Source organism: Grimontia sedimenti (assembly GCF_011045095.1).
GTDB lineage: Bacteria > Pseudomonadota > Gammaproteobacteria > Enterobacterales > Vibrionaceae > Enterovibrio > Enterovibrio sedimenti.
Genome location: NZ_JAALDL010000011.1, coordinates 148209 through 174387 on the forward strand (window position 1 = coordinate 148209; position 26179 = coordinate 174387).

Consider the following 26179-nt stretch of genomic DNA (forward strand, 5'->3'; position numbering starts at 1 on the left):
AGCCAATGGCTCATTAAGTACCGATTGGACCACCGTCGTTGCGGCGAATCACTACGGTTGCGGCGCGTGGGCGCAAATCCACATCGCTAGGGGTTTCTTCCGTCGCATCATCCGAATATGGCCAGTTACCAGGGTGTTGAATGTTCACGAACACAGAACGGTAGTCAGGGCTAATCGCGAAACCGGTGACCTCACAGCCGTTTGGCCCAACGAAGAAACGGCGCAGCTCACCTTGGTTTTCTTCGCTGATGGGGAGTTGGTTAAATTCGTCATCCATCAACGGCGAAGGCACCACTGCCAGCATCTGGTCATTGGTGTACTCTTCTACTTCATCTGTGCCATTATCAGTTTGAATCCACATGATGCCGCGCTTATCAAATGCCAAGCCATCGGGGCTTGCGAATTGGTTGAATTCAGTCAAGCCTGAGCGGTTAGTGTCCGCATCGCCATCTGCCGGTGCACCAAAGACAAAGATATCCCAGCTGAACTCAGTAGAACGGCGACCTTCATCCCAACGGATAATATGGCCGAATTTGTTGTTTACACGTGGGTTCGCTGAATTGCCTTCAGTGCGGCGGGTATTGTTGGTCAACGTCATGTAAGCCGAGCCAGAGAAGGGGTCAACGGCACACCACTCAGGGCGATCCATCGGGGTTGCGCCCACTTTGTCAGCGGCTCCTGGTGTATTGAGGATTATCGCTTCCAGCGAATCGAAATGATCCGACAAAGTGCCGCCGTCAGTCGTTGCACTGTTGAGCGTCAACGGTAGCCAGGTGCCTGTACCATCGTCGTTGAAACGGGCAACATACAGCGTACCTTCGTCCATATATTTATCACCGACTGACAGGCGATCAGCACGGTGCGCATCACGTTTGTTCCATCGCGCTGCAGATTCAAACTTGTAGATGTATTCAAAGCGCGAGTCATGGCCTGCATAGAATACGACAGGTTTGCCGTGCTTCACGTTGCCGAATACACAACCTTCATGGCGGAAACGGCCAAGCGCGGTACGTTTGCGGGCGCGGGAGTCAGCTGTGTAAGGGTCGATTTCAACAATATAGCCGTGGCCGTTGGCTTCATTGCGGTAATCGTCAGACGCAGATGCACCGGAAGGTGTCACATTAAAGCGGGTGAATTCATCGTCTAATTCTTCCGCGTTACCAGCCAGTGTTTCCCAAAGATAGCGGGTGTTGTCGTCAGAGACACCGAGGCGATCCTGGTCCTCCGTCTGAGTGCCCGTATTCACAAAGTAACCCGGCCAGTTTTCCTCACAGGTCAGGTAAGTGCCCCAAGGCGTATAGCCATTACCACAATTGTTCAGCGTACCGCGTGCAGTGTTACCGTTTGGCGAGTGTTTAGTCACCAAGAGCGGGGTGTATGCCAGCGGGCCGGAAACGTCCATTTCCGTTGCACCGGTATAGCGACGGTTCAGTGGGTCGTTATCGACCATGACCCACTTGTTAGCTTCCAGGCGGATACGCACCACGCTCACGCCATGCGCGTTAATTTCTTTGCGAACTTCATCAACGATAGTACGAAGACCATTGTCGACGGTTGGGCCATTCGGATGCAGGGCACGCAAATCAATGTACTCATGGTTTATACACAGCAGGCCTTCTTCGTCGCTATTGTTTAACGGGAAGAAATGCATGCCGTCATGGTGCATACCAATGGCGTTCATCTGGTCTTCTGCAGTGTTGGTGCCGTCATCCTGCCATGTGTTGCCTTGTGCGTTGAGCGGTGTTCCCCAAGGAACAAGCACCTGAGCGTTATAGCCAGGAGGCACAGTCACCGCGTCAGTCAGTGAGCCAGGAATCGACTCAAAATTCAGCTTAGCATTCGATACGTTTGGGTAGAAACAACCGGAAAGGCCGAGTGAGCTCATCGCAGTGAGTGCGCCAACACCCACGCCGCCTTTCAATACACTGCGTCGTGACAGGTTTGCTTCCAGAACCTCATCAAACGGTTTGTTGCCGCTATGGTTGCGTAGCGTAGGGTCAAACGTTTCCTTACTCATTGCTCAATTCCTATTGGTTATGTTTGTGGCGCAGCCAGTCTGGGAGCAGAAATTGACACTTTTGATGAACAAAGATGAACATTCGGTGGAGGAAAAATGAATACTATTCGGTTTGGGTATATATACAGCAAAGGTAGTATTTTTAAAAATGGCTGAAAATGAAGTTTGATTTTTCACTGAATAATTTATGGGAGAGTATCACGAATTCCCAAATTAACATGTAGGTTGTATTTAATGAGTTTTAATTAGAATAGTGTGAGTTGTTTGAAAGGGCTATAAAAATTCAAGGTTATCCATTGGTCTCATTCGAATGGGAATGGTATTTAAATTGTATTTTATGTTTTGTATTTGAGATGTGATGATATTTTGACAGAAGAAATGTTGAAAGGGTTTGAAGCAGGCTGCCGTGAAAGATAAGCTAACGGCAACTAGATAATTCTCCACATCGATGGCAATAAAAACAATTGATTGAATTATTTCGTCTTGTCGTTGTTCGGATATACGAACCTTATAATTAATTCATGTGGTTGGTGTAATTAATATGAATTCTATCCTCGAGAACAAACAATATTTAACAGATTCGATAATATCGGAAATCATGAGTCGATTAGAGTCTGAGTCAGAAAGTGCTATTTCAGCGAAAGATATTGTCCCATCGATGTCATTGCGTGATGATCTTGGTATGGACTCAATGCAAGCAGTTTCACTCACTCTTGATTTGGAAGACTCTTTGGGGATATCCATCGATGACGAAGACTTAATCAAGCTTGACACTGTGAGTGATCTTTTAGAAATCATTGAATCCAAGCTAAGCGAAAAAAATGGATAATCGTAGACGTGTTGTCGTAACAGGGGTTGGCGTTGTTTCATCCATCGGCAACGACTTTGACACTTTTACTGAATCGCTAAAGCTTGGTCGCAGTGGTCTTCGCGCTGTCGAATCTTGGTCTGAATATGGATTAACGAGCCGTGTTGCCGGTTTAATTGATTTAGATGAAGCCAAAATACAGTCCACGAACATTCCGCTCAAACTCCGCCGGGCGATGCCGACCTCAACACTCTATTGCAGTGTTGCCGCCAATGACGCGATTTCGGCTTCCGGCTTAAGTTCTGAAGCGCTCTCTGACCCGCGAACGGCCTGTCTTGTCGGCAGCGGTGTGGCGGATGTCGGTGTGATACACCGAGAAGGCGTAAGGTATTTCGATGGTCAGGTTCGAAGAACTGAACCTTATACCGTGCTCAAATCCATGAGCAGCACCCCGAGTGCACTTCTCACCAAACTCTTTGGTATTAATGGGCGAAGCTATTCTATTTCGTCGGCGTGTGCGACAGGTACGCACAATATCGGACATGCGTATGAACTGATACGTGATGGAGTGATAGACAGAGCCATCACAGGTGGTTGTGAGGAAGTGAGCGACCTGATCGTCGCTTCCTTTCAAGCGTTGAGAATGGCGCTGTCCACCGGCTTTAATGACACCCCCGAAACGGCATCACGCCCCTACGATCGCGACAGAGATGGCTTTGTGATTAGCGGCGGGGCAGGAGTGCTTGTCTTAGAGTCACTTGATTCTGCGTTGGCGCGTAATGCGCCAATTTATGCAGAAATCGCAGGTTATGCCGCTAACTCAGATCCTTATGATTTGGTTCTGCCTCAAGCTGATGGCGGTACATTTGTTGACTGTATTGCCAGCGCGTTAGAAGACGCGTGTATTGACTCTGCCGATATCGATGCAATCAATACGCATGGGACAGGCACCGTCGCGGGTGATGTGGCGGAGGTCAATGGATTACGCCGTGCATTTGGCGGCAATGTTCCAAGGTTCTCGTCAACGAAATCCATGACTGGACACGCCATAGGGGCGGTGGGTGCTATCGAGCTGATTGCATGCATCGCCATGCTAAAAGATGGCTTCATTGCGCCATCCATCAATATCGAAAATATTGACCCTCTGTTTGAGGATGCTCCCATCGTACGTGAAACCACACAAGCTGATTTGAAGAGAGTTCTGTCTTTAAATTTCGGTTTTGGTGGCACGAATGCGGCGACCATTCTGCAAAAAGTGGAATGACCTTTGTCTGTGAATGGCGTCTATGAATCGAAATATTATTGATGGATTGAGGGGGCCACAGGGTGGATTGAGTAAAGCGGCTGTCCGTTCAATCTTGCCCTATGGTGATGCCTTTTTATTCGTTGATTCAGTAAGTTATTTGACTGAGTCTGAGGCCGTGGCGCAATACCATATCCCTGAATCTTCAGATCTGATTGATGCACACTTCAAACATGTCAGCATGATGCCTGGCGTTTTGATGGGTGAAGCATTAGCACAGGCCGGCATTGTATTGATTCACTACCGGAGTGAATTTGAAGAAGAAACCGATGTGGTTGCCAGCACTGTCAGCCAAATGCGATTTAAGTCTCCTGCTCTGCCGGGAGACACCTTAGAAGCGCGCGTCAGTATAAAGGCCATCAACCGATTGGGCGCTAGGCTAACGGGTAATTCCTATGTGAATGGGCGGGAAGTGTTGGCTGCCACGTTCGATCTGTCGTTTATCAAGCGAAAAAATCTCATTGAGCATATTTCTCAACATGCCTCATAGGCCTGAACGACCTGAATCCTGCATATTCAGGTCGTTTGGGTATAGACCTCGCCGAATAGTGAGCGTGTTTTCCTTATAAAAAAGAGTGGAGATTTCAGTGTCATTTAGATTGGCAACGGTGGATGATTATCTTGATTTAGCATCATCAGGATTCAAATGTTCAACATATAAAAACCTGGCTTACCCTCTTGGCTGCTCACAATCCGAACTTGATGCGGCGTTGGGTGATGGAGATTTCGTGGTATTGAGTGGAACCACCAAAGTCGGGTTTCTCAGAATAAGAGCTGTGTTCGAGGGCATTGCCTATATAGATGTTCATTTGCTGTGTGACTCTGCTGACGAAAATATCAAGTTCGTCATGAACTGGTTGGCCCGGAACTACAGCATCGGTAAGTATTATGTCCAGTTACTCCCTCATGAACAGCAAGAGATAGATTGCCTGAAACGATTAGGTTTTACTGAAGAAGCCCGTTTGAGAGATCAGTTGTTTGTTGAAGGCGCTTATTACGATTTATTAATGCTGGGAAGTGAGGATCAACGTGTTTGACAGTGTTCGTGGAATTTATTGTGCTTTGCGTCGTCCCAATCTCGAAGATATTGATACCATTGCTCGCTGGCTGGAAGACCCCTATCTGAATTCAACGGTTTTTGACAGCTCGACGTTTGTAGATGGTGCTCAGGACCAAGTGATGAGTTGGCTTGAACAAAATGCTGCGGTTTATGGTGGAGACAACCTTTTAGGCTTGGTGTGTTCAGTCAAAAGTGGCAAGCCAATCGGGATGGTCTGGTTCAATAACATCGATTGGAAAAGCCGCACTGCAGATCTTCGTTACCTCGTGGGAGAAGCGGAATACCGTACCAGTGTCTTTGGGCCAGAGATAGCACTGCTGAGTTTGCAAATGGCCTTTAATGTCATGAATTTACATAAGGTCTATGGTTATGTTCTTTCAGGGAATGAGGATTCCATTCGTCTGGCAGAATTTGGTGGTATCAAAGAAGGTGTGCTGAAAAACTATGTCCCTGTGGGGGATGGATGGAACGACTACCATCTTTACGCCATGTTTTCAGAGGATTTCCGGGCATTTTTGCAAGAGCACAAAGAGGGCGTATTGCGCCGTCACTTTAGGCAAGGGCTCTTCTAAACGTGGCCTTGCTTGTATTGCTGCTCATCGCCGTTGTCTGTTTGTCTTTTCTTTACCCGCGATTCATTGGGGATCGCGTTGGCATTCTGCTCATGCTGCCCGTCATCGCTTATACCTTGTATTTCTATCTGGATTGGCAACTGGCATCCTTTGTTCAAATCAGCGCTTCGGTCTTGGGTGGCATTGTTGTTGGCTGCGTCTTACTTATCGCGGGAATGCCACTGAGTTCGCCACAACCCAAAAAGTTTATGGCTGATAGCATCCGCGGGATCAAGTGCCTAAAAGAAAACAGAAACTATCTGATATTTCAATTGGGGATAACAGGTTACGAAGAGCTGATATGGCGGGTATTTTTAATCAGTACGCTGATGTTGGCTTTACCGGCGTGGGCCGCTATTTTCCTGTCAGCCTTATTGTTTTGGGCTGTTCATGAGGAAAACAGACCGCTAGGGTGGCACTCATTAGAGTTCTTTCTTTTCGTAATACTCCTTGGCGTTGCGTATGTGGTGACTGATTCCCTGTTGTTCGTCTGGATTGTTCATCTCACTAGAAATATCTTTATCCTTTCCGCATCATTCTATGAGGAATATCAGGACAGCCTTAAGGTCAGTTCATGAGTCCCTAAGCGCGTCCACGGGTTTCATTTGGGCTGCTCTTCGGGCGGGCAAGTATCCCGCAACTAATCCAACCAAAATAGATACAAAAAGGGCAATGCTGATGCCCAAGATGCCGGGGAATAACGGAAAGCCGGTAAAGAAGTCCAAGATCACGCCGATCAGCATGCCCACGGCTAAACCCGCCAAACCGCCAATCAGGCAAATGAGCACGGATTCCACAATAAACTGAATCATGATGTGGCTGCGGTGGGCGCCAATCGCGGCACGAATTCCGATTTCCCGCGTCCGTTCAGCAACCGCCGTGCTCATGATCCCACCAACGCCAATGGCACCAACGATCAACGCACTAGAAGCGGCAATAATGCCGATAATGGTCACGCCGCCAAGAATGTTGTCTGTGGTTCTAATGTAGGAAGCGAGTGTGCTGCTTTGATATTCAAAAACGCCTTGATAACGACGGGAAAGCACGCCTTTTATCTGTGCAGCGGCTGCTTCTGCGGCCTCTACCGTTGTGGCTTCAGCTTGAATGTAGCTCACGTCATTATTGCCGTTAAGTGCCTGTACCAGTGGGTAACTGACTAAGATGCGGTTATTCACATCGCCTCCCGCAGAGCCGATGCTGGCCAGTAAATCCCGACTTTTAGAACGGAGCACGCCAACAACCTGATATTCACGACCCGATATTCGAAACGGGTGACCTAAAGGGTTCGATATGCCAGGGAACAAATCTGAGGCGACGGTTTCGCCGATAATAGCGACAGGTCTGCGATTTCTGATTTCTGTGTCTCTTAGGCCTCTGCCAATCCGCAATTGATCGTTGTTGATGGTTAAAAAGGCGGCATTGACGCCAACCACTTCAGCATTGCTGTAGCGATTGCCGGCTTGGACGATGGGAGGTGAGCCTCTGGGTTTAACGATGGGGCTGATCAGGTTGACGGATGGGCAACAATCTCCCTGAAGTGCGATTAAATCGTTATTGGTGATGCCTGTGCCTGTCCGCATCCGCTTGTGGGGATCTTTGCTGCTATTTGCGCGATATACCCAAACAGACTTGAGACCAAAGGTTTCTAACTCCTGCATGACGAAAGCTTTACCGCCAGTACTGACAGTATCTACCGTCATGACTGCGGCGATACCGACGGCAATACCAATCATACTCAGCATGGATCTGCCCCAGTTCGCCAGCATGGCAAGCCGGGCTTCTCTGAACAAATCAGGCAGAATTCGTAATTCCTTCATACCACTATCCTGCCATCTCGCATATGCACAACTCTGTCAGCCGCCTGCGCTAAATGCGCATCGTGTGTGACCATCACAATGGTATGACCCTCAGCATGCAACTCCTTGAACAAGTCCATCACCTGCTGACCTGTTTTACTGTCTAAAGCGCCGGTGGGTTCATCTGCAATCAGTAGTTTGGGTTTGTTGACCAGTGCCCGAGCGATGGCAACCCGCTGTTGCTGACCACCTGAGAGTTGATTAGGTAAGTGAGTGGCACGATCTGCGAGGCCGACGCGTTCAAGAGCGGCAATAGCAAGCGCCTGGCGCTGAGAAGACGGAGTGCCTTGATACACCAATGGAAGCATGACATTCGCTAATGCGTCACGGCGCGAGAGCAGGTTAAACGACTGAAATATAAACCCCATTAAAGATGAGCGGAGTTTTGAAAGTCCATCATCGTCAGTTTGATGAACACCTATGCCGTCTAAGTGGTAGGTGCCTTTATCTGCTTTGTCTAAACAGCCAATGATGTTGAGAAGGGTACTTTTCCCCGAACCTGAGGCACCCATGATCGCGACGAATTCACCCTGATCGATAGTCAGGTCAACACCCCTGATGATGGGTAGCGGGGTGTCTCCCCGAAAATAGGATTTATGCAAGGATTCAATTTTGATCATCGTTAGTGATAAACCTTGCTGAACGCCCATTCTCTAGATATCCGCTATCAAACAGCGCCACTGTCTGTCCTTCTTGAACCCCGCTGAGTATTTCGACATGTGTGTCGGTTTCTAACCCTGATTCAACAGGTTGTAAGCGAATCGCACCTTGTTCAATCAGCGCAACCTCAAAAAGCCCCGGCTCGCGCTCGCGTAAGGCGCTGTAGGGCAGGCTGAGCGCATTGCCACGTTCTTCGATAACAATTTCGATATCCAGTTGTTGCCCCAAGAGCAATTGTGGCGCATCTGCTCCCAGTGCCATGCGAACGGGAAAGGTATTCAAATAGCGCTCTGTTGAGCGTTCAATCGCGGGGCCTATCCAATGGATTTGGGTTTGCCAAACTAGGTCAGGAAAAGCATCAGAACTTACGTTGACGACCTGGCCAAGATGAATTCTTCCAGTGTCCACAGCATCTAAATTGGCTTCTATTTCCCAACCCTCGACAGCAACGAGTTGGAAAAGCTGTGTGCCGGCCTCAACCCATTGCCCGGACTCGGTCCACTTATCCGTGACAACGGCATCGAAGGGAGCGTCCAGTCTCTGCCAATCTTGTTCAATTGCGCTCATTTGAGCGTCGGCTTGAGCAATAGCAACCGAGGCTTTCGCCGTTTCGAGTTCATATTGAGCTTGGTCGAGGGCTTCGACAGCGACGAGCTTTCTATCGGAGAGTTCGGACAGTCTGTTGTAACGTTGTTTCTGCTCTTTCAAGCGAACAGTTTCTTGCTGAACGACGGCTTGAGCGCGTTTGAGTCTGGCAATTGATGCGCGGTTATCCATGGAAGCCAAGGTGTCGTCCTTTTTCACCCGATCGCCACGGGCAACATAAACTTCCTCTATACGGCCATTAACCAAGGCGGTCAGGGAAACGGTTCGGTCATTGATCACCTCACCTGTAACGCGAATGATGTAGGCCATGTCATTACGTTGCACCTCAACACCAGAAACACTAAGAGGCGGCTCTTCATAGAAAAAGTAGCCAGCAGCAATGGCAGCCAGAATGACGGCGGCGAATATGCTTTTGAAATAGCGTCTCATTGATTGTGTCCATACTGTTTTAACTTCATAACAGAGGTTTTCAATTCCCTATGTACCCAAACAACATGAAGACGTTATCTCGTTTACATTGTTCGGCTTTTGAGTCGGTTGTTAGAAGGGGCGTCCCTTTGATTTTTCAGCTGCCGCCTAGCCTCACTTAAACATCCTGAGTGCGTTGATGACTACCAAAGATTGAGATTTCGTAGAAAAACCACACTTTCGTCCTACTTACCTTGTCTAGTCGATGTTTCTGTCACTCGAGTTGAATCGTTTGAACTGTCATTTTCAAGGTAAACGACCCGATCAACCGCATCAAATAAGCGGTCATCATGGCTAACAATCACGACAATCTTGGACTGTTTTTGTGTTCGAATAATATCTATGAGTAACTTTACTGCTTTACTATCTAGGTTATTGGTAGGTTCATCCATTAACAAAACTGGCGTATCACGCAATAACGCCCGAGCCAGGCCTAATTTTTGAATTTGACCGCCAGATAGTTCTGAATGTGTGTCTTTGATGACATGATCGATACCTTGCTCGAGTCGTTGTACCCAGTTATCCAGACCCACAAGAGACAAGGCGCTATGAATCTTTTCATCCTCAATATCCATACCAAAAGAGACATTGTTGCGAATGGAATCAGAAATAATATGGATTCGCTGCGGAACCATCGAAATCCACTGAGAGCGGTTTGATAAGGTGTCTAAAAGCGCCGTGTCCAGCTTGATATGCCCTGACTGGGGTTTCAGCTCTCCACTCAAAATGGTAAGCAGCGTCGATTTACCTGCACCGTTACCACCATTGATCAAATGTGCCCTGCCTCTATCGAATGCTAAGTCGAGATGAGAGAACAAAGGGTAGTCGCGTTGGTAGGAAAAACTCATTCCCTCTAATTCCATGGCTTCAATGAGAGGAGATGGCTCAGTGTTGCGCTCCGAAACTGGTTCAGATTGCGCCTGAGCTAAATCGCACAATTCCTTTACACGCATTAAAGCAGTCAATTCATTGGGGATGCTTGAAGCAAACTCAATAATTCTAATCAGTGAAGGCACCATCAAGTTTAATGTGGCGGTATAGGTGATGATTAAGCCAATGGTGAGTTGCTCTTCAATAACCATCGCACCGCCAAGGTACCAAATGATCACCATCGCCAGCATGGGTATTCCCATAATAATCATGCTCACTTTGGTATCGTATAACTGACGGATTAAACGTTTATGTTCTAGGTTTTCAACCGCTTTTCGGCAGTACTTTAAGAAGAAATTTGAAGAGTCATATAGTTTTATTTCAGCATCAGCTTCAATGGTTTCTTGTATGACTGTAATTTTTCTTACTGAGGCATCAGTTTCATCTTTAGAAGATGACCATAGCGCGCCATCAAACCTCATGTAGACGATAACGGCTATAGGCAATAGAACGAGTAATATTAAACTCAATTTCCAGTTCATAATGAAAATGATGATTAAAAGCACTAAAGACAAGACGATATGATGAACCGCACTTGATAGCCCGTAAGGCATAATATCTTCGAATTGCTCGATATCCCTTGTTACCCGAGACAAGAGATCGCCATTATTGATTCTAAGTCTTTGATTGTAATTCATACCCAGAATGCTCTTTATCACATCCTGATTGAACTCAATCATGATCTCTTTCCGTACTCTCAGACGAAACCAAGCATTAACATAGCTTAGAATCAGGTAGCTGCAGTAAAGCGCAGCGAGCAGTAATACAGTTTTGAGTAGCAAATTTGAGTCTGAGCTGGGAAGAACTTGGTCGATGAGATGGCCAGACAGGTAGGGAAGCGGCGCTTGAGATGCGGTTAACAACACAGCCAACAGCAAAAATGAAAAAGAATGAAGTTTTCTCGTTTTATAGATAAGTTGATATAAATAAGAAATTCTTGTCACAATCTTATCGTTATGTAATGAAAGTATATTTCAATTATAAAATCAAAAAGACATGTTAGAAACCACGAATCTCACAACTTTAGTACAAAATGGGGATGAATTAACATCCCCTAAATTTAAGAATGACAATGCCTTTTAAAAGGATTTTCTTAAATTATATTGTTTAAATTTCAGAGATTAGGAGTCTACTCTAAAATATTAAGGCGTACAGCAAGGGCCTGGGTTAGGACCTGGCTTGTGAGGCTTGCTCTTAGTGGCTAAAACAGGGCCTTTTTTTGCAACGAAACTGACTTTCTTCATCATTTTTCCCTTTTGCTAATTAAATTAATGATTAACGGAATCAATATATGCATTTAGTTTGTCTATTAAACAAATGCAACTCCATTGTTGTAGAGGCGTTTTTGAAAGTCAACTCATGACGATATCTATAATGTTTAAATTAAAGCTGTAAACTTTATACCTGTTAATTAATTTTTAATTAATTACCAATTAAGAACTAGTTTAATTAAATTCCATGTCTAATTAATTTCTAATCCAGTGAATTAAATACGGGTGATGTTTTAAAATTGAGCATTGATGACCGCAAGGATGTTGTCAGCCGATATGGGGTGCTAAAGCATTGATTTTAATTGCACTTAATCTAATGGTCAGGTTTGGCGGTGTATGGAGGTTGTAGACGTGATATTTGGATCGATTTTGTTGCTCTGTTTGGTCGCAGTCTCTGTAGAAATTAGCGTACTCAATGTCAGTCAAACCCATCTAAGCCAAAATTGTCCGAAATCTCCATCTAACTTACCCTTATAAGTATAAGGGAAAGCTTTTGTCCAAAAGTGAAAAAGATCTCCCTTCAAAGACAAGATCTGGTGATAAACCAGATCTCACTTTATTTTCCTTCTGTTTCTACCAAAATTCTCAGTCTTTGCGGTAGCTTCTCTAGCAGAGTTGGATCTTCAGTCAGCATCTGCTTCAGCAGTTCTAGTGCTTTTTGCTCTTTGCCTGCATTCAGCAGCTTTTCGACTTCAGCAAACTCAGTATTTGTTGCATCTTCCCGTTCCATCTCCATTTGCGTCAGGGATTTCGCTGCCGCAGGTGAATTGCGGAATAGACGCTGCTCCTCAGGTTTTGGTGGCAATATTTCCATAGACGGGACCGCTTCTATTGCGCTGTCGGACAAGGCTTCCTCGCTCATGGTTTCTGGTGTGCTCATAAACTCAATGTCCTGAGGAGCTTCAAGGGTCTGATCCACCCACTGCCAAGGCGCAAGCAAGGCGACAAAAGAGACTGTTGCCACGAGACCTGCGTAGGTCCACCAAGGTATGCGTTTTTTATGCTGGCTGTTGGCGTAAGCAAGGATGCGATCGTCCAGGTCTTTGCCTGGTGTCTCTGTCGCGCTTTCCTTGTACAGCGCGACGATGTCTTCGTCTTTGATTGGCGCTGTCATTGTCTTTCTCCGAGTTTTTTGGTCAGGCACTGGCGAAGTTGATCCATGGCATAGCGAAGCCGGGTTTTCACAGCCTCTGCTTTCGCGCCGACGATCTCGCAAATTTGTGCTGGCTCAAAGCCTGCTTCATGGCGAAGTAGAAACGCTTCCCTCTGTAAAGGGGCGAGCAGTGCCATACAGGCTTTGATGGCAGTTTGCTTATCGCCGTCCCAATCAGGCACTTCGCTCTGATTGTCGTCCAGTGATTGAGCATAAGTGCTGGATGACATCATTTTTCGGTGTTCATCAATCACCAGATTATGGGCAATGTGATACAGCCAGGTGGTGAACTTGGCGGTCGGCGCATAGCTTTCCCGCTTATCAATCACGCGGTACCAGACATCCTGATATAACTCTTCGGCTCGGGCATGTTGTGCTGCGCCTAATTGACGCATGAAATAGCGATACAAAGGATTTTTATGGCGCTGATAGAGCTCAGCAAAGGCGCGCTGGTCACCTTTGCTGAAGTTCACCATCAATGTTTCGTCGGTTTGTTTATCCATGGATGCCTGTTAACGAATGCCCCTAAAGGTTCTGCGCAATCTCCACCAGTGTGATAAATTCGCCGCGGTAGTTGAATGGGTCTTTGCCCCGGTTTTCACGCGCGATATCAGCTATTTGACTGTAGGCTAAACCATCCACATAGTGATTGTCTTTGAGCTTCTGCGCAAAGGCGGCAACCGCAATGGCAAACTGGAAACCCGCACTGGCCTGAGTGAATGTTGGCTTGCCTTTGCTGCCGGTAATCACCTGAGTGGTGAGCTGGCTTTTGTCTTTGCCGGGCAGCTTATATCGGACTTTGACCTGGGCGAGTTCGTCACTGTGTGAGGCGGCGTCTGTCTTTTGCTGCTGATAGCGCAGATCGTCAATGCGTCCTTGGTCACCAACCAGTGTCAGTTCATATAAGGCGGTGACTGTGTGTCCTGCACCGATTTCACCAGCGTCGACTTTATCATTGTTGAAATCTTCATCACGCAGCTTACGGTTTTGGTAACCAATCAGGCGGTATTCCTTAACCGTGTCAGGATTGAATTCGACCTGAATTTTCACATCTTCCGCGATGCTTTGCAGTGTGCCGCTCATCTGTCGCAACAGTACCTTTTGCGCTTCGTGCAAGGTATCGATATAAGCATGGTTGCCGTCGCCGATGTTGGCGAGTTGCTCCATCATGGCATCGTTGTAGTTACCACGTCCAAAGCCTAGTGTGGTGAGTGAAATGCCTTTCTGACGCTCGTCTTCCACCAAATCTTTTAACGCATCTAAACTGGTTACACCGACGTTGAAATCACCGTCTGTCGCCAGAACCACGCGGTTTACGCCATCTTTGATAAAGCCTTTCTTCGCTTGGCGGTAAGCCAGTTTGATCCCGCTTTCACCATAGGTGACGCCGCCTGCCTGCAGGCTTTTAAGGGCATCGACGATCGCTTGTTGATTGTCACCGCTGGTGGGTTCGAGCACGACGGAGGAGTTTCCGGCATAGGTCACCAGACTGACCTTATCTTTCTCACCAAGGTTTTTAGCGAGCAGAGAGAGGCTTTGTACCAACAATGGCAGCTTATTGGGTTCATTCATGGAGCCTGACACATCTACCAGAAACACCAGATTCGATGCTTTACGCTCGTTGGCCGGAATGTCGTAACCTTTGAGCGCAATGCGCATTATTTTACGTTCGACATTCCATGGCGCTGGCGCAAGTTCTGTGCTGACAGAAAAAGGTCGGGCTTTGGTTGCGGGCGTCGGGTAGGCGTAATCAAAGTAGTTGATGAAGGCTTCTTCGCGAATGGCATCTGCAGGTGGCTTGTTTCCCATCTTCAGATAACTACGCACATTGGCGTAACTGCCGGTGTCGACATCAATAGAAAATGTCGATAAAGGTGACGCTGTCACTAATTTTGTGGCATTGCTCGGTGTATCGAGGTAATTGTCGCGGTTTTCGGTTTGTATATAAGGGTCAATGCCGGGCATGGGCATCACCATGAATTGATGGTTCGCCGCAACGCGGCTATGCGCCATTTTTGTGGTTGGCGCAGCGGGTAGGGTATTTGTTGCATCCATAACTTCCAGTTCCACCAATTCTTCCTGTTCTTCCTGAATCCTTGACGATTCTTGTTGAGGCGTAGTTTGGGTTGGGTCGTTCATGGATTCTGAACAGCCGACAATCACGGTCAGTGCTGTGACAATAGCTATAGTGACTTGATTGAATTTCATATACCGATTCCTTTTTCTTGCTGGTTTGTCGGTATAAACGGGCGAGTGAGGCAGAGGGGGTGAAATTTTTTACGGCTTTTTAAAATTCGACGGAGCGAGGATAGCTCAGAGCATTGTTTGCACAAAAAGTAATCAATGCGGCGAATGTATCTATAAATGCTCTCATTTGCAGATTATTACATAGAACATTTCGTTATTTATCACAAAAAAATGTATGAGTTACATTTGGCTCCATAAATCGAAACACCTTACGAACATTAAGCGTATCGGGAGTAAGGTGTTGAAGCCCAAAGGCCGTTTGGGGAATAAACAGAATAACAATTGGAGTTGTAACCATGCCTTCTATGAAAAACGTTTTGCTTGCTACTGTCGCACTTGCAGCGAGCTTCACTTCGACCGCTTCGCTTGCCCAAGAAGAAATTAAAGTGGGTATGTCTGGCCGCTACTTCCCATTCACCTTTGTGAAAATGGACAAGCTGCAAGGCTTTGAGATCGATGTGTGGAATGAAATTGGCGAGCGTGCGGACTACGACGTTGAGTTCGTAACTGCAAACTTCTCTGGCCTTTTCGGCATGCTGGAAGCGGGTCACATCGACACCATCAGTAACCAAATCACCATGACTGACGCACGTAAAGCGAAATACGCTTTCTCTGTTCCGTATGTGGTAGACGGTGCTCAGGTGGTTATACGTAAAGGCCGCGAAGACATCGAAGGTATCGAGGATCTAAAAGGCAAGAAAGTCGCGGTTAACCTTGGCAGTAACTTCGAGCAACTGCTGCGCAACTACGACAAAGCCAACGAGATCAACATCATCACTTACGATTCTGGTTTCGAACAAGATGTGGCACTGGGTCGTACCGATGCATTCGTGATGGACCGCGTTTCTTCTGCACAGCTGATCAAAAAGTCCGGTTTGCCACTGCAACTGGCGGGGGAACCGTTCGAAACTATCCAGAATGCAATGCCATTCCTGAACACTCCTGAGAAGCTGGCTATCAAAGCTAAAGTGGATCAGGCACTGACTGAAATGAAAGCTGATGGCACCCTCAGCGAGATTTCAGAGAAGTGGTTTGACTCTGACATCACGCAATAATGCAGAGCTTCGACTTTAACTACATGCTGGAGTTGTTCCCGATACTGGTGAAGTATCTGGGAATAACTCTGGAAATGTCACTGATTGGCTTTGTGATTGCTCTGGTGCTGTCGGTGCTGCTGGCACTGGTAAGGGTGTTCAAAGTCAAAGTGCTCGACTCTGTCGTCGCCGTGTACATTTCGTTCTTCCGCGGCACACCGCTACTGGTTCAGCTCTTTTTACTGTATTACGGACTTCCTCAGGTCTTCCCGATATTTGTAGGGATGGATGCTTTCACTGCCGCTGTGATTGGCTTGTCGCTCCATTTCTCCGCCTACATGGCCGAGAGTATTCGCGGGGCGATTCTGGGGATAGATAAGAACCAGATGGAAGCCAGCCTGAGTGTCGGCATGACTGAACTCCAGGCAATGAAACGCATTATCCTGCCGCAGGCAGCACGCGTCGCAACACCTTCATTGATGAACTACTTCATCGACATGATCAAAAGTACGTCACTGGCGTTTACGCTGGGTGTGGCGGAAATCATGGCGAAGGCACAAATGGAAGCCTCTTCGAGCTTCAAGTTTTTTGAAGCCTTCATGGCGGTGGCTTTGATTTACTGGCTGGTGGTGATTTTCTTCACCCGTATTCAAACGGTGATGGAAGTCCGATTGAACAAGGCGTATGCACGATGATTGAAGTAAAAAATTTGAGCAAACGCTTTGGTGATGTCGAGGTGCTGAAGCAAATCGATCTCGACGTCAAACAAGGTGAGATTGTGGTGATCATCGGTCCATCTGGCACGGGAAAGTCAACACTGCTTCGTTGTCTGAACTATCTGGAAGTACCAAGTGGTGGTGAAATCCAGATTGGTGATGTGCGTGTTAACGCTGGCAAGGTCTCGAAAAACGAGATTCACCAGCTTCGTAAACAAAGCAGTTTTGTGTTCCAGAGCTATGCGTTGTTCGCCAACAAAACCGCACTGGAAAACGTGGCGGAATCGCTGATCACCGTATGGAAAGAGCCAAAAGATAAAGCGCTGGAAACTGCACGTAAATTGTTGGTCAGCGTCGGGATGGAAGCGCATTTAGAGAAATACCCTGCGCAACTTTCCGGTGGTCAGCAGCAACGTGTCGGCATCGCCCGCGCTATGGCGTGTAAAGGCGAAGTGATCCTGTTTGATGAACCCACGTCTGCGCTCGACCCTGAATGGGTAGAAGAAGTGTTGGCGGTCATGAAAGCACTCGCCAAGCAAAAGCAAACCATGATTGTGGTGACCCACGAAATGCAGTTTGCCCGTGAGATTGCCGACAAGGTGATCTTCATGGAAGGTGGTGTGATTGTCGAGCAGGGGCCGCCATCCCAGATTTTTGGTAACCCTCAAAACGAACGCACCAAAGCCTTCGTGGCTCGTGCGGCGTAAAGAATTCAACTGTTCCCCCTGGTTGATGTTCCCTTAAATTAAAGCCCCTTAATCTGGCCGATTAAGGGGCTTTTTCTTGCCGCGGGTCAACAGCCCCTAGCCAACGTTGCTGTTAAAGATCTTCAAGGAAACTTGGGAAAGAGTTAATGGCGTATTCAGCCTGCCACGCCATCAAGTCCAACGTGTCGTCAGTCCAATCGATATAGAACAGGGCGGTAAAGCCATTAATATCGTTGTCGATGCTGTTCCAGTCATTGGCATTAACACGAAAAACCGGTTGGGAAAGAAATTGCAGTTCTTCTCTCAGTGGCGTAGTGAAGTGGCGGGAAAGGCCAGTATCGAGGAAAAACAGAGGTGTGAAACGTGCGGCGGAGAGGTAGAAAATATTGCCATACTGTTTTGAATCCACGCCAATCACGTCGGCATCCTGTTGGTAATCGCCATCAGATACGAATTCGCCTTCCAGGTTATAGTTGGTGATTCGCCCGGCATTGGTTGACCACGATGCGGCGCTAACACCTGCGTTAGCCATGGATTGTTGAATCTCACTTAATACGGCGTTACCTATGCCTGATGCGTCGAAGACGGTAGCTGATTTGCCTGTGCGAATGGCGGCAACCGTAGCAAGACCACCACCAAGGCTGTGACCAGTGTAGTGAATGTTGTAGCCGCTGTATTGGCTAGCCAGTCGCGCTGACTCTGAAATGGCTAAACGGTACTGCGGTGGCACTTCTCCTGCGGCCATAATGCCATTGTTTACCCAATCAGAAGTCCCCAGTTCACTGCCACGGAATGCAATCACTGCGTTGCTGCCACTGGTATAAACGGCGGCATGAAAACCCGTACTGCTATCGTGAATAGTTTCCGTCAGTGTCCATCCGCTTGGTGCGCCCCAACTTTTGTAAACATATTCTGCAAAGGCAAGATAATGTAGCGCGTTACCAGCTTGATTAATGGAAGGAGGCTGGTGGGTTTTATACGTCGTGCCTGTGGTGTTTGCTGTGTTGGTCATGTTCGGATTCAGGATTGAATCAACATAAGCGCCAATATTGCCCAGCTCTTCCTGAGTTGTTGCTGAAGCTGAGTGAACGGAGAAGCCCATCAGAATGGCTAATGAGCATACAGTGATCTTCTTCATGAGAAATTATCCCTTTATTGATGATTGACGATACTGCCTTGTGTCAAAACGATACTTTATGTATCGATATTCATCGTAGGGCGTCTGAGATATCCTGCCAGCATAAAACTGTAGCAATGATAAGACTGCTTAATTCTAGTGGGGGTATTATCCAAAAATGATTTTAAGCATCTGAAATTGTTACGAATATTTATATTGAGATGGTTTTGAATATGATGAGTTTACCCACAAAACAAGACTGCCGACATCATAGGTGATGTAGCAGAATAGCTGTAGGGCGGGCAGGTAAAAATCGGGATTTTAAGTGTCTTAACCTTCTTTCATGAGGGCTTCAAGGTCCCTTGCTGCACGTCGAAGTTGCGGCTCGAACTTCAGTAAGTCATCTAATGAACTTCTAAATACCGGAGCATGGGTAAACAAGCATGCATGCAGTTGTCCATCTTCATTACGAATAGGCACTGCGATAGCTGCCATACCATCGATAAACTCTTCATTGTCGATGCCAAGATCCTGCTTTTCGATCTCCGTGAGTGCACGCTCCAAATCAATGGGATCTGTGATGGTGTTTTTCGCATGCCGTTCCAGGTTCATATTATTGACAAGTCTTTGGCGGCGACGTTTCGACAAGGTGCTGAGATAGAGCTTTCCACTGGCAGTGCACCAAATTGGCGTGTGGCTTCCAGTCTGCAAATTAATCTGCAGTGGCCAGTTAGTTTGCACGCGATCGAAATAGATCATATCGATGCCATTTGGCAGAGAGATACCACAGGTTTCACCTACCTCATTGGCGAGCTTTTGCAAAATGGCTTGTCGAATAGCTTTAAAGTGTGTGGTGTGTAATACACCGAGCGCTATGTCATGCATACGGTTGGCTGGTACAAGGTTTCCACGCATGTTGGTTTGTACAAAGCCTTCCCGTTCAAGCTGTTGCAGCAATCTGTGAATGCTGGGTTTAGGAATATCGAGCATGATAGACAGTTCGGCCGGACTCGGAGGCCGCTCTGAGCAGGAGATTGCTTGGATAATTTCCAATACACGGGTTATTGATGAGGCTTTTTCGCGTCTTTCTGTCGTCATCCCTGCACCTGATTCTATCGATATGGAGAAAGTATATCCGCGTCAGGCAGCAAACCGTATTGTCGGGGCGAACCTGTATAAGCTTGCTCACACAAGTGAGTCCCTTAAGTATCCTGTTTTCACACTAATTCACCACTGGCATTGAAAATGACACACTCTTTTTTACGGCTCTTTAAGGCGAGTATCGAGAGAGGACTTCACTGATACGTCTGAGACTTACGGGTAGTCGATGCTGGGGTGAAATGAAAACGGTTTACGGTCAATCGACAGTGCAGTGAGCTGATCTTTTTTCTCTGGATTGGGTAATGCTCAATGTCGACAACTACTCAAAAAGGTTTGCTAATGAAAATGCTCATCCCAGCCGTTATCACCCTGGTTCTCAGCGCCCCAGCATCAGCACAAAGTTGTCCAGATATTCTCAATGGCTCGCAGCGAAAGCTTAACTCTAACGAGATAGTCGACCTTTGCGAGACCTTCAAAGGCAAAACCTTGCTGGTGGTGAATACTGCTAGCCAATGTGGATATACGCCGCAGTTTGAGCAATTAGAAGCGCTTTATCAAAAATACAAAGAGGAAGGCTTCAGTGTGATTGGTTTTCCGTCCAATGACTTTAACCAAGACAGAGGTAACGAGGAGCGTTCAGCAAAAATCTGCTACCTCGATTATGGCGTGACGTTTCCAATGATGGCGAGAAGTCCTGTAAAAGGGAGTGATGCTAACCCGGTGTTTGCAGAAATCAGTAAGCAGGCAGGGGTCGAACCGAGATGGAATTTCTACAAGTACCTGATCAACGCAAAGGGTGAAGTGGTTGCCACGTTCCCGAGTTCGGTCAGCCCTATATCCCCAAAGATAACAATGACTTTGGATAGTATCGTCCAGAAATAAAATTACTCTCAAATGAAAACTATTTTTATTTGCAACAAAGTTTGAGCGACTCGCCAGAAGTTAAAAGGAAATACAAATTATTGATTATGTAATCGATTACTAGCATTGAGCTTGTGAATGTAAGTTCATAGTGTGTGCAAAGAACAATTTGAACAAACTGACAAGGAAGTTCTATGCGCACAATGACTTGCATACTAATAGCGTTGGCTCTATTGGGCTGTGGCGGTGGAAGTAGTGATTCAGGTATTACGAGTAATGGCGGGTCGACTTCTCCTGAAGAGTCAAAGCCCAGCAGTGGTTCGCTTGAATCATACTCTTTGGCGTACGATCAACGCACTTTTATTCCAATGCCGCTGGACAATAAGGGAACGGTCCATCTTTTTGCAGGCGAGTCTTCAACGTTTACTGCAACGGTTGAAGGAGAGGGGTTACCCGAGCACGATTGGACGTTGAAAGAGGTCAGCAATGGCAGCATGGCGGTTTTGTCAGAATCCCAAGGCGATTCCTATACGTTCATGCAAAACAGCCCAGGTGAATTTTTGCTGACGGGCTGTGCTGATAAGTCGAGCTACGACAGTGAGACCTTGGAAGGTTTTGAAAAGTGCATCAATGTAGCCATCACCAACCACAGCCCAGAAGCGATCACGCTGACAACGGACAAAGAAACCGACAAAACAGTTGGTGTGGATGCGTTTAGTGATTTGGACCTTAAGTTTATTGAGGTTGAACAGCCAAGCCGCGGACAGCTAATCGTCAATCAGGCAAGAAACACACTCACCTATCGCCCTTTGAATCATTACGATTATTTGATGGACACCGACGGGGCAGAAACCCAAAAAGTGTTTGTCCGACTTGAGGGTGGTGGAGAAGTTGTAAAGCGGTATTTGAATATCGAAGTGAATGGAACGGCGACACTGCCAACCTGTCATGATGGTAATAGTTTGTCAGTCTCGCCAGCGAATCCTGCGGTTGCGGTAACCGTTGGCCCTGATCAGTGCGTTGAGCTTGATGCTGCTGCCTACAGAGAAGACGGGTATTGGGATTTGTTAAAAAGCCCGTTGGATAGCTTCCTGATTTATGCTGGTCTTAAAGAAGGAACGTCGGTACTGCGCTTTAAGTATCCGCAGTATGGCGACTTGCACTTTATGTGGTGTTATGACTTAAACGACTGTGAGTCTGACACTTGGAAAGTTGTTTCGTCTCTGACTGACGATGACATTATATCGAGCCCCACACTCGAAAATCTCACTAGCCAATCTGAAGAGACCGTATCTACCACTGTTACTCGAAGTGTTCAGATTGAGAATGAAGTGAATTACACGGCACCCGATCCTATCACTTATGAATGGTCGCTAACGGACAGAACTTTTGCAGAGCATCGCGTACTGAATCTTCTCACCAGTGAAAAGCATTTGGATTTTGACCTTCCTGCCAATACAAGGAACTTTAAACTTGAGGTAAGAGCAAGTAATGGCGCGTATCAAGATGACTATTTCGGGAACTCGTCAAAAGGCTTCAATGTGTCGCAATACATCTACGCAAGAGGAGTCAGAACAGACGCTCCTACAGCTATCGTAAGAGTGAATGGTGAAGAATATAATGGAGAGACAAGTAAGAGAGTGAACCTAGATGTCGCTGACGCAAAACAAGTCAGCTTTGACGCGTCCCCCACTGTCTTTAAATCGGACAATCCATTCAACCGAAGTTTCTTTGTCGCTGCCGCTAGTTTGGTTGCTGAGTCGACTTATCAATTAGGTGAGACTTATACACACGACCTTTCTTCTGGCCAGGTACAACCTGTCACCTTCTGCGCTCAAAATGACTATAGCTGGAGCTACGTAGATAACAGCTGCATTACGTTTATCATCTACCCGGGTGAGTAAACACTTTTAGTGATATCAAGGAGCCAGCCACGACCTCGTTAAGCTGGCTCAGATCCTTGCATAAGTTTCGACGTTATATTGTGTGAGGTGGCCACACTCCATACAAACTGCTGCAAAAGTCATCACCAAAGGTCAACAGACCCTAGCCAGCGCCGCCGAGATACAGTCGCTACGTTTCTAAGTTCGGTAACACCGACATCGCCCAAACTGACGACCTTAGTAGAATCCCAAATCAGCCAAAAATAGTGCGGGGGAAAATTCTGCCTACCAAGTTCTTCGTAAAATAAGTTCCCATTGATGAAAATTAAGGTAGTTAGCCTGACTTTATAGGCGTTGTTTTGCGGTCACATTGTGGAGAGAAATAGTAACAGTTCGAAACATCTTTATGGCTTGTCATGAAAGATTTTTCTGCTAGCCATTCGGGAATTTTCTGTTTGGTCATATTTTGAGCGCAAAAAGAGTAAAAAAAGTGTCGTCGCAATCTTGGATTCATATTTCTGTAATATTTAATTCATAGCATCCACTTCGAACTGAAAACATTACTATCAGGAAGTGAGTTATGAGCATCCAGTCTGATGCGCTACAAGGACCTCAGTCCGCGAATCCAAAACGTGCAATGCAATGGGCAACACTCATTGGTATGTTGTATCTTCTGCTGGTTTCCGTATCTATGATCGGCAGTGGTTTCAAATGGGCTGTAGGTGAGCAGGCAAAAGAGCTTTTCGAGTTTGCCTCTAACCCTGTTGCAGGTTTGATGATTGGTATCGTTGGTACCGCTCTCATTCAATCTTCAAGTACAGTCACCGCGATTATCGTTGGTCTTGTCGCTGGTGGTCTGCCAGTTGCAATGGCAATCCCAATGGTAATGGGCGCAAACATCGGTACCACGGTAACAAACACCCTGGTAAGTTTGGGCCACGCTCGCTGTAAAGACGAGTTCCGTCGCGCATTTGCTTGTGCCACCGTACACGACTTCTTCAACCTGTTTGCGGTTGCCATTTTCCTTCCTCTGGAAATGATGACTGGCTTCCTGGCGAAAATCTCCGCTTGGCTGGTATCCCCACTGATGCAAGCTGACAACCTAAGCCTGAAAGGCCTGAATTTCATCAAGCCTTTGACTAAGCCGGTTGTGAGTGGTGCTAAGTCAGTCTTCGAAATCTTCCCTGGTTCGTTCGGCGGTGTAGCGCTGGTTCTGTTCGGTATTCTTCTGGTTGTTGTTTCTATCACTGTGATGGGCAAGCTGATGAAAAAACTGATGGTAGGTAAGGCGCGCGAAGTACTGAACGGTGCAATCGGCCGTGGCCCGATTCATAGCATTGCATCGGGTACGCTGGTGACTATTCTGGTTCAGTCTTCTTCAACAACGACAAGCCTTGTAGTTCCACTGGTAGGTACCAACGTACTGAGCGTGCGTCAGGTTTACCCATTCACTTTGGGTGCAAACATCGGTACTTGTATCACAGCACTGTTAGCTGCAACCGCTGTAACAGGTGGTAATGCAGTATTTGCTCTTCAGATCGCACTGGTTCACTTGGCATTCAATGTTCTGGGTATTCTGGTTATCTTCGGTATTCCGTTCCTGCGCGAACTGCCGCTGAAAGCAGCAGAACTGCTGGCCGACTACGCGGCGAAAACAAAATTGGCTGTAGTAGCCTACCTGACTGCTGTGTTTGTTGTGCTGCCAGGCTTGGTACTGTCAGTGTCATAATCGACAGCTTACTGAATAACGAAAGCCCGACCATTTTTTGGTCGGGTTTTTTGCTTTCTGGCTTTCTGCGATGTGGCTATTGGTTTAGCCTTCCATAGCTATCAGTGAGTCGCAGGCTACTCAGTTTGAGCGTGGTGGCGACTGACAAGGTGACTGTGATGAAAATGGCCACCATAATCACCAGTTGATATTTCACCGCCAGCAAGGGCTCTGTACCACCCAGAATTTGCCCTGTCATCATTCCGGGTAGGCTGACAATACCTAAAGTGCTCATGGCAGCCAGCGGCGGTCTCAGGGCGGCAGAAAAAGCTTCTTTCAGAAATGGCTTACCCGGCTCTTTCGCGCCAAGGGCAACATAAAACTGATATTCCGCGTGGCGCTGTTTCATGCTGGAATGCAAACGCTCAATCGCCAATACATTGGCAGACAGCATATTGCCGAGCAACATACCAGCCACTGGGATTAGGTACTGTGCCTGCCACCACGGAGAAGTTTGAATTACCCCGACCATCAATAGTGGCAGCACAATGCCAAGGGAAACCAATTGTCCGCATAAGACTGCTGGCAGCATTTTGCGCCATGGCGTGTCGGCCTGTTTGCAGATAGTCCAGCTTGCCACCAGTATCATCACCAGCAACCAAGCCGTGTTAAGCCAGAAGCTGGCGAAGTTAAACAGGGTTTGAAGATAAAGGCCAACCAGAGCGAGCTGCAGGGTCATTCTTACCACGGAGGTGATCAGGCTTTTACTTAGCCCCAATTGCCAGCGCTGGAAAAGCAGCAGTGGGATGAGGAAAACACAGTAAAGGCCAGCTAATGCCCAGGGACTGATGTCGAGCGCGCCATTCATGATACGACTTCCATATTAAATTCGACATCTGCTGCTGCAATCCAAACTGGGTCGTGGGAGACCGAGACCGCAATAATGTCTTTAGCCTTCAATAGCGACATCACGATATCGCGGCTATTGCCATCTAGCGCTGACGTGGGTTCATCCATTAGCCAGATTGGGCGTTCCATTAGAAGGGCGCGAGCGATGGCAAGGCGCTGTTTTTCGCCACCTGAGAGTGAGGGAATTTCAGCGCTGAGTGCATGTTGGAGCGAGAGTGATCTCAATACTTCTTGGCATTTAGCGGGATCTGGCTTGCTGAGTGTGGTCGCCTGCATTGACCAAGGCAGCATCAACACCGCTTCGATGGTGTCACCACCCATGACCGGATCCTGTGGCAGGTAATTAACCTGAGTGCGCCACCAAGACAGCGATTCCAGAGTAACGCTCTTTGAGTCCCATTGAATACTTCCTTCCGAAGCAGGCAACAATCCACAAATCACTTTGAGCAGGCTGCTTTTGCCACAGCCTGAAGGGCCGTGAATGACCAGATGCTGGCCGCGCGAGAGGGAAGCTTCTAATGAAGGCGCGCTCCGGCTTCCAAAACCAGAGCGCAGGGCGGAAAGCGTGAGGGAGTTTGCGGTCATTGACCACCCACATAAGCTTGAAGTCCTTCCAGCGTTTCAGCGGGAATTGGGCAGCTTTTTCCGGTGTTGAAATCGCAATACACGATCAGCGCTTCTCCTTCTGCCACACAACGTTGTTGGTTATGGCTGTGGATCTCATATTTCATGGTGTAGCGCTTTTCCTGAATGTTTTCGACCCAGGAAACCGTGGTGATAGTGTCTGGGTAAACCAGTGGTGCGCGGTAATCGCACCGCGTTGAAGCGACGACAGGGCCAATGTTGTGGCTTTTGACAAAGTCGAACACTTTGAGCGCTTCAAGCATGACGACGCGAACATCTTCAAAGTAGCGAAAATAAACCGTGTTATTGATGTGTTGAAGGGCGTCCATGTCGTTCCAGACGATGGCTTGTGTTTGTGAGAGCGGGTATTCCTTTAAGTCTACGTTGGCCACCTTGTGGTCCTCCTTTTTGTTTTTGCCCTTTTTCGCTATCGCATTTACAGCCTTGGGTCGACTGTATGACACAGCATAGGGTCTTTTGATTGCACACCAAGGCGCAGGTAGAGACAAGTCTGACCCGAATTCTCAAC

Annotated in this window: 25 protein-coding genes; 12 read left to right on the top strand and 13 right to left on the bottom strand. The window is 47.3% G+C overall.

The window, feature by feature from the left end; all coding sequences use genetic code 11:
• Window positions 1–13: 13 nt before the first annotated feature.
• Window positions 14–2017, bottom strand: a complete 2004-nt coding sequence (locus G5S52_RS15200) for a PhoX family protein (RefSeq protein WP_165015408.1) — start codon at window positions 2015–2017, stop codon at window positions 14–16.
• 541 nt (window positions 2018–2558) lie between these two features.
• On the opposite strand from G5S52_RS15200, the gene G5S52_RS15205 reads away from it, so the two are divergent.
• From G5S52_RS15205 to G5S52_RS15230, 6 genes are all read left to right on the top strand, one after another.
• The gene (locus G5S52_RS15205; protein WP_235956284.1) at window positions 2559–2846 is read left to right on the top strand and encodes an acyl carrier protein; all 288 of its coding nucleotides are present in this window, start codon (window positions 2559–2561) and stop codon (window positions 2844–2846) included.
• Window positions 2839–4089, top strand: coding sequence for a beta-ketoacyl-[acyl-carrier-protein] synthase family protein (locus G5S52_RS15210; protein ID WP_165015411.1), 1251 nt, complete (start codon window positions 2839–2841; stop codon window positions 4087–4089). Before G5S52_RS15205 ends, G5S52_RS15210 begins: the two co-directional genes overlap by 8 nt.
• Before the next feature lie 22 nt (window positions 4090–4111).
• Complete coding sequence (locus G5S52_RS15215) at window positions 4112–4618, top strand: 3-hydroxyacyl-ACP dehydratase FabZ family protein (protein WP_046303701.1); 507 nt, start codon at window positions 4112–4114, stop codon at window positions 4616–4618.
• A gap of 97 nt (window positions 4619–4715) precedes the next feature.
• Window positions 4716–5165: a GNAT family N-acetyltransferase gene (locus G5S52_RS15220; RefSeq protein ID WP_235956285.1), complete on the top strand. Its 450-nt coding sequence runs from the start codon at window positions 4716–4718 to the stop codon at window positions 5163–5165.
• On the top strand, window positions 5158–5760 hold the full coding sequence (locus tag G5S52_RS15225; protein ID WP_165015414.1) for a GNAT family N-acetyltransferase: 603 nt from the start codon (window positions 5158–5160) through the stop codon (window positions 5758–5760). The genes G5S52_RS15220 and G5S52_RS15225 overlap by 8 nt, the downstream gene beginning before the upstream one ends.
• 2 nt (window positions 5761–5762) lie before the next feature.
• Window positions 5763–6377 carry a CPBP family intramembrane glutamic endopeptidase gene (locus G5S52_RS15230; protein ID WP_165015417.1) on the top strand — a complete coding sequence of 205 codons (615 nt, stop codon included), beginning with the start codon at window positions 5763–5765 and terminating at the stop codon, window positions 6375–6377.
• Here G5S52_RS15230 and G5S52_RS15235 read toward each other — a convergent pair.
• The 7 genes from G5S52_RS15235 to G5S52_RS15265 all read right to left on the bottom strand — a co-directional run bounded on the left by G5S52_RS15235 (window position 6372) and on the right by G5S52_RS15265 (window position 14951).
• Complete coding sequence (locus tag G5S52_RS15235) at window positions 6372–7616, bottom strand: ABC transporter permease (protein ID WP_165015420.1); 1245 nt, start codon at window positions 7614–7616, stop codon at window positions 6372–6374. The two genes, G5S52_RS15230 and G5S52_RS15235, sit on opposite strands and share 6 nt — an antisense overlap.
• Entirely contained in the window at window positions 7613–8275 is a 663-nt protein-coding gene (locus G5S52_RS15240; protein ID WP_165015423.1) for an ABC transporter ATP-binding protein, read from the bottom strand. The genes G5S52_RS15235 and G5S52_RS15240 overlap by 4 nt, the downstream gene beginning before the upstream one ends.
• Window positions 8262–9350: an efflux RND transporter periplasmic adaptor subunit gene (locus G5S52_RS15245; RefSeq protein WP_165015426.1), complete on the bottom strand. Its 1089-nt coding sequence runs from the start codon at window positions 9348–9350 to the stop codon at window positions 8262–8264. The genes G5S52_RS15240 and G5S52_RS15245 overlap by 14 nt, the downstream gene beginning before the upstream one ends.
• Before the next feature lie 224 nt (window positions 9351–9574).
• Entirely contained in the window at window positions 9575–11263 is a 1689-nt protein-coding gene (locus tag G5S52_RS15250; protein WP_368737475.1) for an ABC transporter transmembrane domain-containing protein, read from the bottom strand.
• A gap of 883 nt (window positions 11264–12146) precedes the next feature.
• Window positions 12147–12704, bottom strand: coding sequence for a hypothetical protein (locus G5S52_RS15255; RefSeq protein WP_165015429.1), 558 nt, complete (start codon window positions 12702–12704; stop codon window positions 12147–12149).
• Complete coding sequence (locus G5S52_RS15260; RefSeq protein ID WP_165015432.1) at window positions 12701–13246, bottom strand: sigma-70 family RNA polymerase sigma factor; 546 nt, start codon at window positions 13244–13246, stop codon at window positions 12701–12703. The genes G5S52_RS15255 and G5S52_RS15260 overlap by 4 nt, the downstream gene beginning before the upstream one ends.
• 22 nt (window positions 13247–13268) lie before the next feature.
• Window positions 13269–14951, bottom strand: a complete 1683-nt coding sequence (locus G5S52_RS15265; protein WP_165015435.1) for a vWA domain-containing protein — start codon at window positions 14949–14951, stop codon at window positions 13269–13271.
• Between the two features lie 335 nt (window positions 14952–15286).
• On the opposite strand from G5S52_RS15265, the gene G5S52_RS15270 reads away from it, so the two are divergent.
• From G5S52_RS15270 to G5S52_RS15280, 3 genes are read left to right on the top strand one after another with little or no spacing between them, the layout of a single operon-like run.
• Window positions 15287–16045 carry an amino acid ABC transporter substrate-binding protein gene (locus tag G5S52_RS15270; protein ID WP_165015438.1) on the top strand — a complete coding sequence of 253 codons (759 nt, stop codon included), beginning with the start codon at window positions 15287–15289 and terminating at the stop codon, window positions 16043–16045.
• Entirely contained in the window at window positions 16045–16719 is a 675-nt protein-coding gene (locus G5S52_RS15275) for an amino acid ABC transporter permease (protein ID WP_165015441.1), read from the top strand. The genes G5S52_RS15270 and G5S52_RS15275 overlap by 1 nt, the downstream gene beginning before the upstream one ends.
• Window positions 16716–17447, top strand: a complete 732-nt coding sequence (locus G5S52_RS15280; RefSeq protein WP_165015444.1) for an amino acid ABC transporter ATP-binding protein — start codon at window positions 16716–16718, stop codon at window positions 17445–17447. The genes G5S52_RS15275 and G5S52_RS15280 overlap by 4 nt, the downstream gene beginning before the upstream one ends.
• A 112-nt stretch (window positions 17448–17559) precedes the next feature.
• Here the strand turns inward: G5S52_RS15280 and G5S52_RS15285 are convergent, their stop codons facing one another.
• Both G5S52_RS15285 and G5S52_RS15290 read right to left on the bottom strand, forming a co-directional pair.
• On the bottom strand, window positions 17560–18585 hold the full coding sequence (locus G5S52_RS15285) for a Tle-like phospholipase domain-containing protein (RefSeq protein ID WP_205743923.1): 1026 nt from the start codon (window positions 18583–18585) through the stop codon (window positions 17560–17562).
• Window positions 18586–18894: 309 nt separating this feature from the next.
• Window positions 18895–19662: an IclR family transcriptional regulator gene (locus tag G5S52_RS15290; RefSeq protein ID WP_165015447.1), complete on the bottom strand. Its 768-nt coding sequence runs from the start codon at window positions 19660–19662 to the stop codon at window positions 18895–18897.
• A gap of 342 nt (window positions 19663–20004) precedes the next feature.
• Here G5S52_RS15290 and G5S52_RS15295 point away from each other — a divergent pair, with 342 nt between their 5' ends.
• From G5S52_RS15295 to G5S52_RS15305, 3 genes are all read left to right on the top strand, one after another.
• Window positions 20005–20547, top strand: a complete 543-nt coding sequence (locus G5S52_RS15295; protein ID WP_165015450.1) for a glutathione peroxidase — start codon at window positions 20005–20007, stop codon at window positions 20545–20547.
• 173 nt (window positions 20548–20720) lie between these two features.
• Window positions 20721–22430, top strand: coding sequence for a hypothetical protein (locus G5S52_RS15300; protein WP_165015453.1), 1710 nt, complete (start codon window positions 20721–20723; stop codon window positions 22428–22430).
• A 559-nt stretch (window positions 22431–22989) separates the two neighbouring features.
• Window positions 22990–24138 (top strand): Na/Pi symporter, encoded by a 1149-nt coding sequence (locus G5S52_RS15305; protein ID WP_165015456.1) that lies wholly within the window; start codon window positions 22990–22992, stop codon window positions 24136–24138.
• Between the two features lie 76 nt (window positions 24139–24214).
• Here the strand turns inward: G5S52_RS15305 and G5S52_RS15310 are convergent, their stop codons facing one another.
• From G5S52_RS15310 to G5S52_RS15320, 3 genes are read right to left on the bottom strand one after another with little or no spacing between them, the layout of a single operon-like run.
• A complete protein-coding gene (locus G5S52_RS15310) occupies window positions 24215–24985 on the bottom strand; it encodes an ABC transporter permease (protein WP_165015459.1) in 771 nt (256 codons plus the stop codon).
• The gene (locus tag G5S52_RS15315) at window positions 24982–25611 is read right to left on the bottom strand and encodes an ABC transporter ATP-binding protein (protein WP_165015462.1); all 630 of its coding nucleotides are present in this window, start codon (window positions 25609–25611) and stop codon (window positions 24982–24984) included. Before G5S52_RS15315 ends, G5S52_RS15310 begins: the two co-directional genes overlap by 4 nt.
• The gene (locus tag G5S52_RS15320) at window positions 25608–26042 is read right to left on the bottom strand and encodes an acyl-CoA thioesterase (RefSeq protein WP_368737476.1); all 435 of its coding nucleotides are present in this window, start codon (window positions 26040–26042) and stop codon (window positions 25608–25610) included. The genes G5S52_RS15315 and G5S52_RS15320 overlap by 4 nt, the downstream gene beginning before the upstream one ends.
• Window positions 26043–26179: the final 137 nt, after the last annotated feature.

Excerpts from the sequence above, each read along its gene's own strand:
- G5S52_RS15200 (WP_165015408.1), bottom strand. The coding sequence starts at position 2,017 with ATGAGTAAGGAAACGTTTGACCCTACGCTACGCAACCATAGCGGCAAC.
- G5S52_RS15205 (WP_235956284.1), top strand. The coding sequence starts at position 2,559 with ATGAATTCTATCCTCGAGAACAAACAATATTTAACAGATTCGATAATA.
- G5S52_RS15210 (WP_165015411.1), top strand. The coding sequence starts at position 2,839 with ATGGATAATCGTAGACGTGTTGTCGTAACAGGGGTTGGCGTTGTTTCA.
- G5S52_RS15215 (WP_046303701.1), top strand. The coding sequence starts at position 4,112 with ATGAATCGAAATATTATTGATGGATTGAGGGGGCCACAGGGTGGATTG.
- G5S52_RS15235 (WP_165015420.1), bottom strand. The coding sequence starts at position 7,616 with ATGAAGGAATTACGAATTCTGCCTGATTTGTTCAGAGAAGCCCGGCTT.
- G5S52_RS15240 (WP_165015423.1), bottom strand. The coding sequence starts at position 8,275 with ATGATCAAAATTGAATCCTTGCATAAATCCTATTTTCGGGGAGACACC.
- G5S52_RS15245 (WP_165015426.1), bottom strand. The coding sequence starts at position 9,350 with ATGAGACGCTATTTCAAAAGCATATTCGCCGCCGTCATTCTGGCTGCC.
- G5S52_RS15255 (WP_165015429.1), bottom strand. The coding sequence starts at position 12,704 with ATGACAGCGCCAATCAAAGACGAAGACATCGTCGCGCTGTACAAGGAA.
- G5S52_RS15260 (WP_165015432.1), bottom strand. The coding sequence starts at position 13,246 with ATGGATAAACAAACCGACGAAACATTGATGGTGAACTTCAGCAAAGGT.
- G5S52_RS15265 (WP_165015435.1), bottom strand. The coding sequence starts at position 14,951 with ATGAAATTCAATCAAGTCACTATAGCTATTGTCACAGCACTGACCGTG.
- G5S52_RS15270 (WP_165015438.1), top strand. The coding sequence starts at position 15,287 with ATGCCTTCTATGAAAAACGTTTTGCTTGCTACTGTCGCACTTGCAGCG.
- G5S52_RS15275 (WP_165015441.1), top strand. The coding sequence starts at position 16,045 with ATGCAGAGCTTCGACTTTAACTACATGCTGGAGTTGTTCCCGATACTG.
- G5S52_RS15280 (WP_165015444.1), top strand. The coding sequence starts at position 16,716 with ATGATTGAAGTAAAAAATTTGAGCAAACGCTTTGGTGATGTCGAGGTG.
- G5S52_RS15285 (WP_205743923.1), bottom strand. The coding sequence starts at position 18,585 with ATGAAGAAGATCACTGTATGCTCATTAGCCATTCTGATGGGCTTCTCC.
- G5S52_RS15290 (WP_165015447.1), bottom strand. The coding sequence starts at position 19,662 with ATGACGACAGAAAGACGCGAAAAAGCCTCATCAATAACCCGTGTATTG.
- G5S52_RS15295 (WP_165015450.1), top strand. The coding sequence starts at position 20,005 with ATGAAAATGCTCATCCCAGCCGTTATCACCCTGGTTCTCAGCGCCCCA.
- G5S52_RS15300 (WP_165015453.1), top strand. The coding sequence starts at position 20,721 with ATGCGCACAATGACTTGCATACTAATAGCGTTGGCTCTATTGGGCTGT.
- G5S52_RS15305 (WP_165015456.1), top strand. The coding sequence starts at position 22,990 with ATGAGCATCCAGTCTGATGCGCTACAAGGACCTCAGTCCGCGAATCCA.
- G5S52_RS15310 (WP_165015459.1), bottom strand. The coding sequence starts at position 24,985 with ATGAATGGCGCGCTCGACATCAGTCCCTGGGCATTAGCTGGCCTTTAC.
- G5S52_RS15315 (WP_165015462.1), bottom strand. The coding sequence starts at position 25,611 with ATGACCGCAAACTCCCTCACGCTTTCCGCCCTGCGCTCTGGTTTTGGA.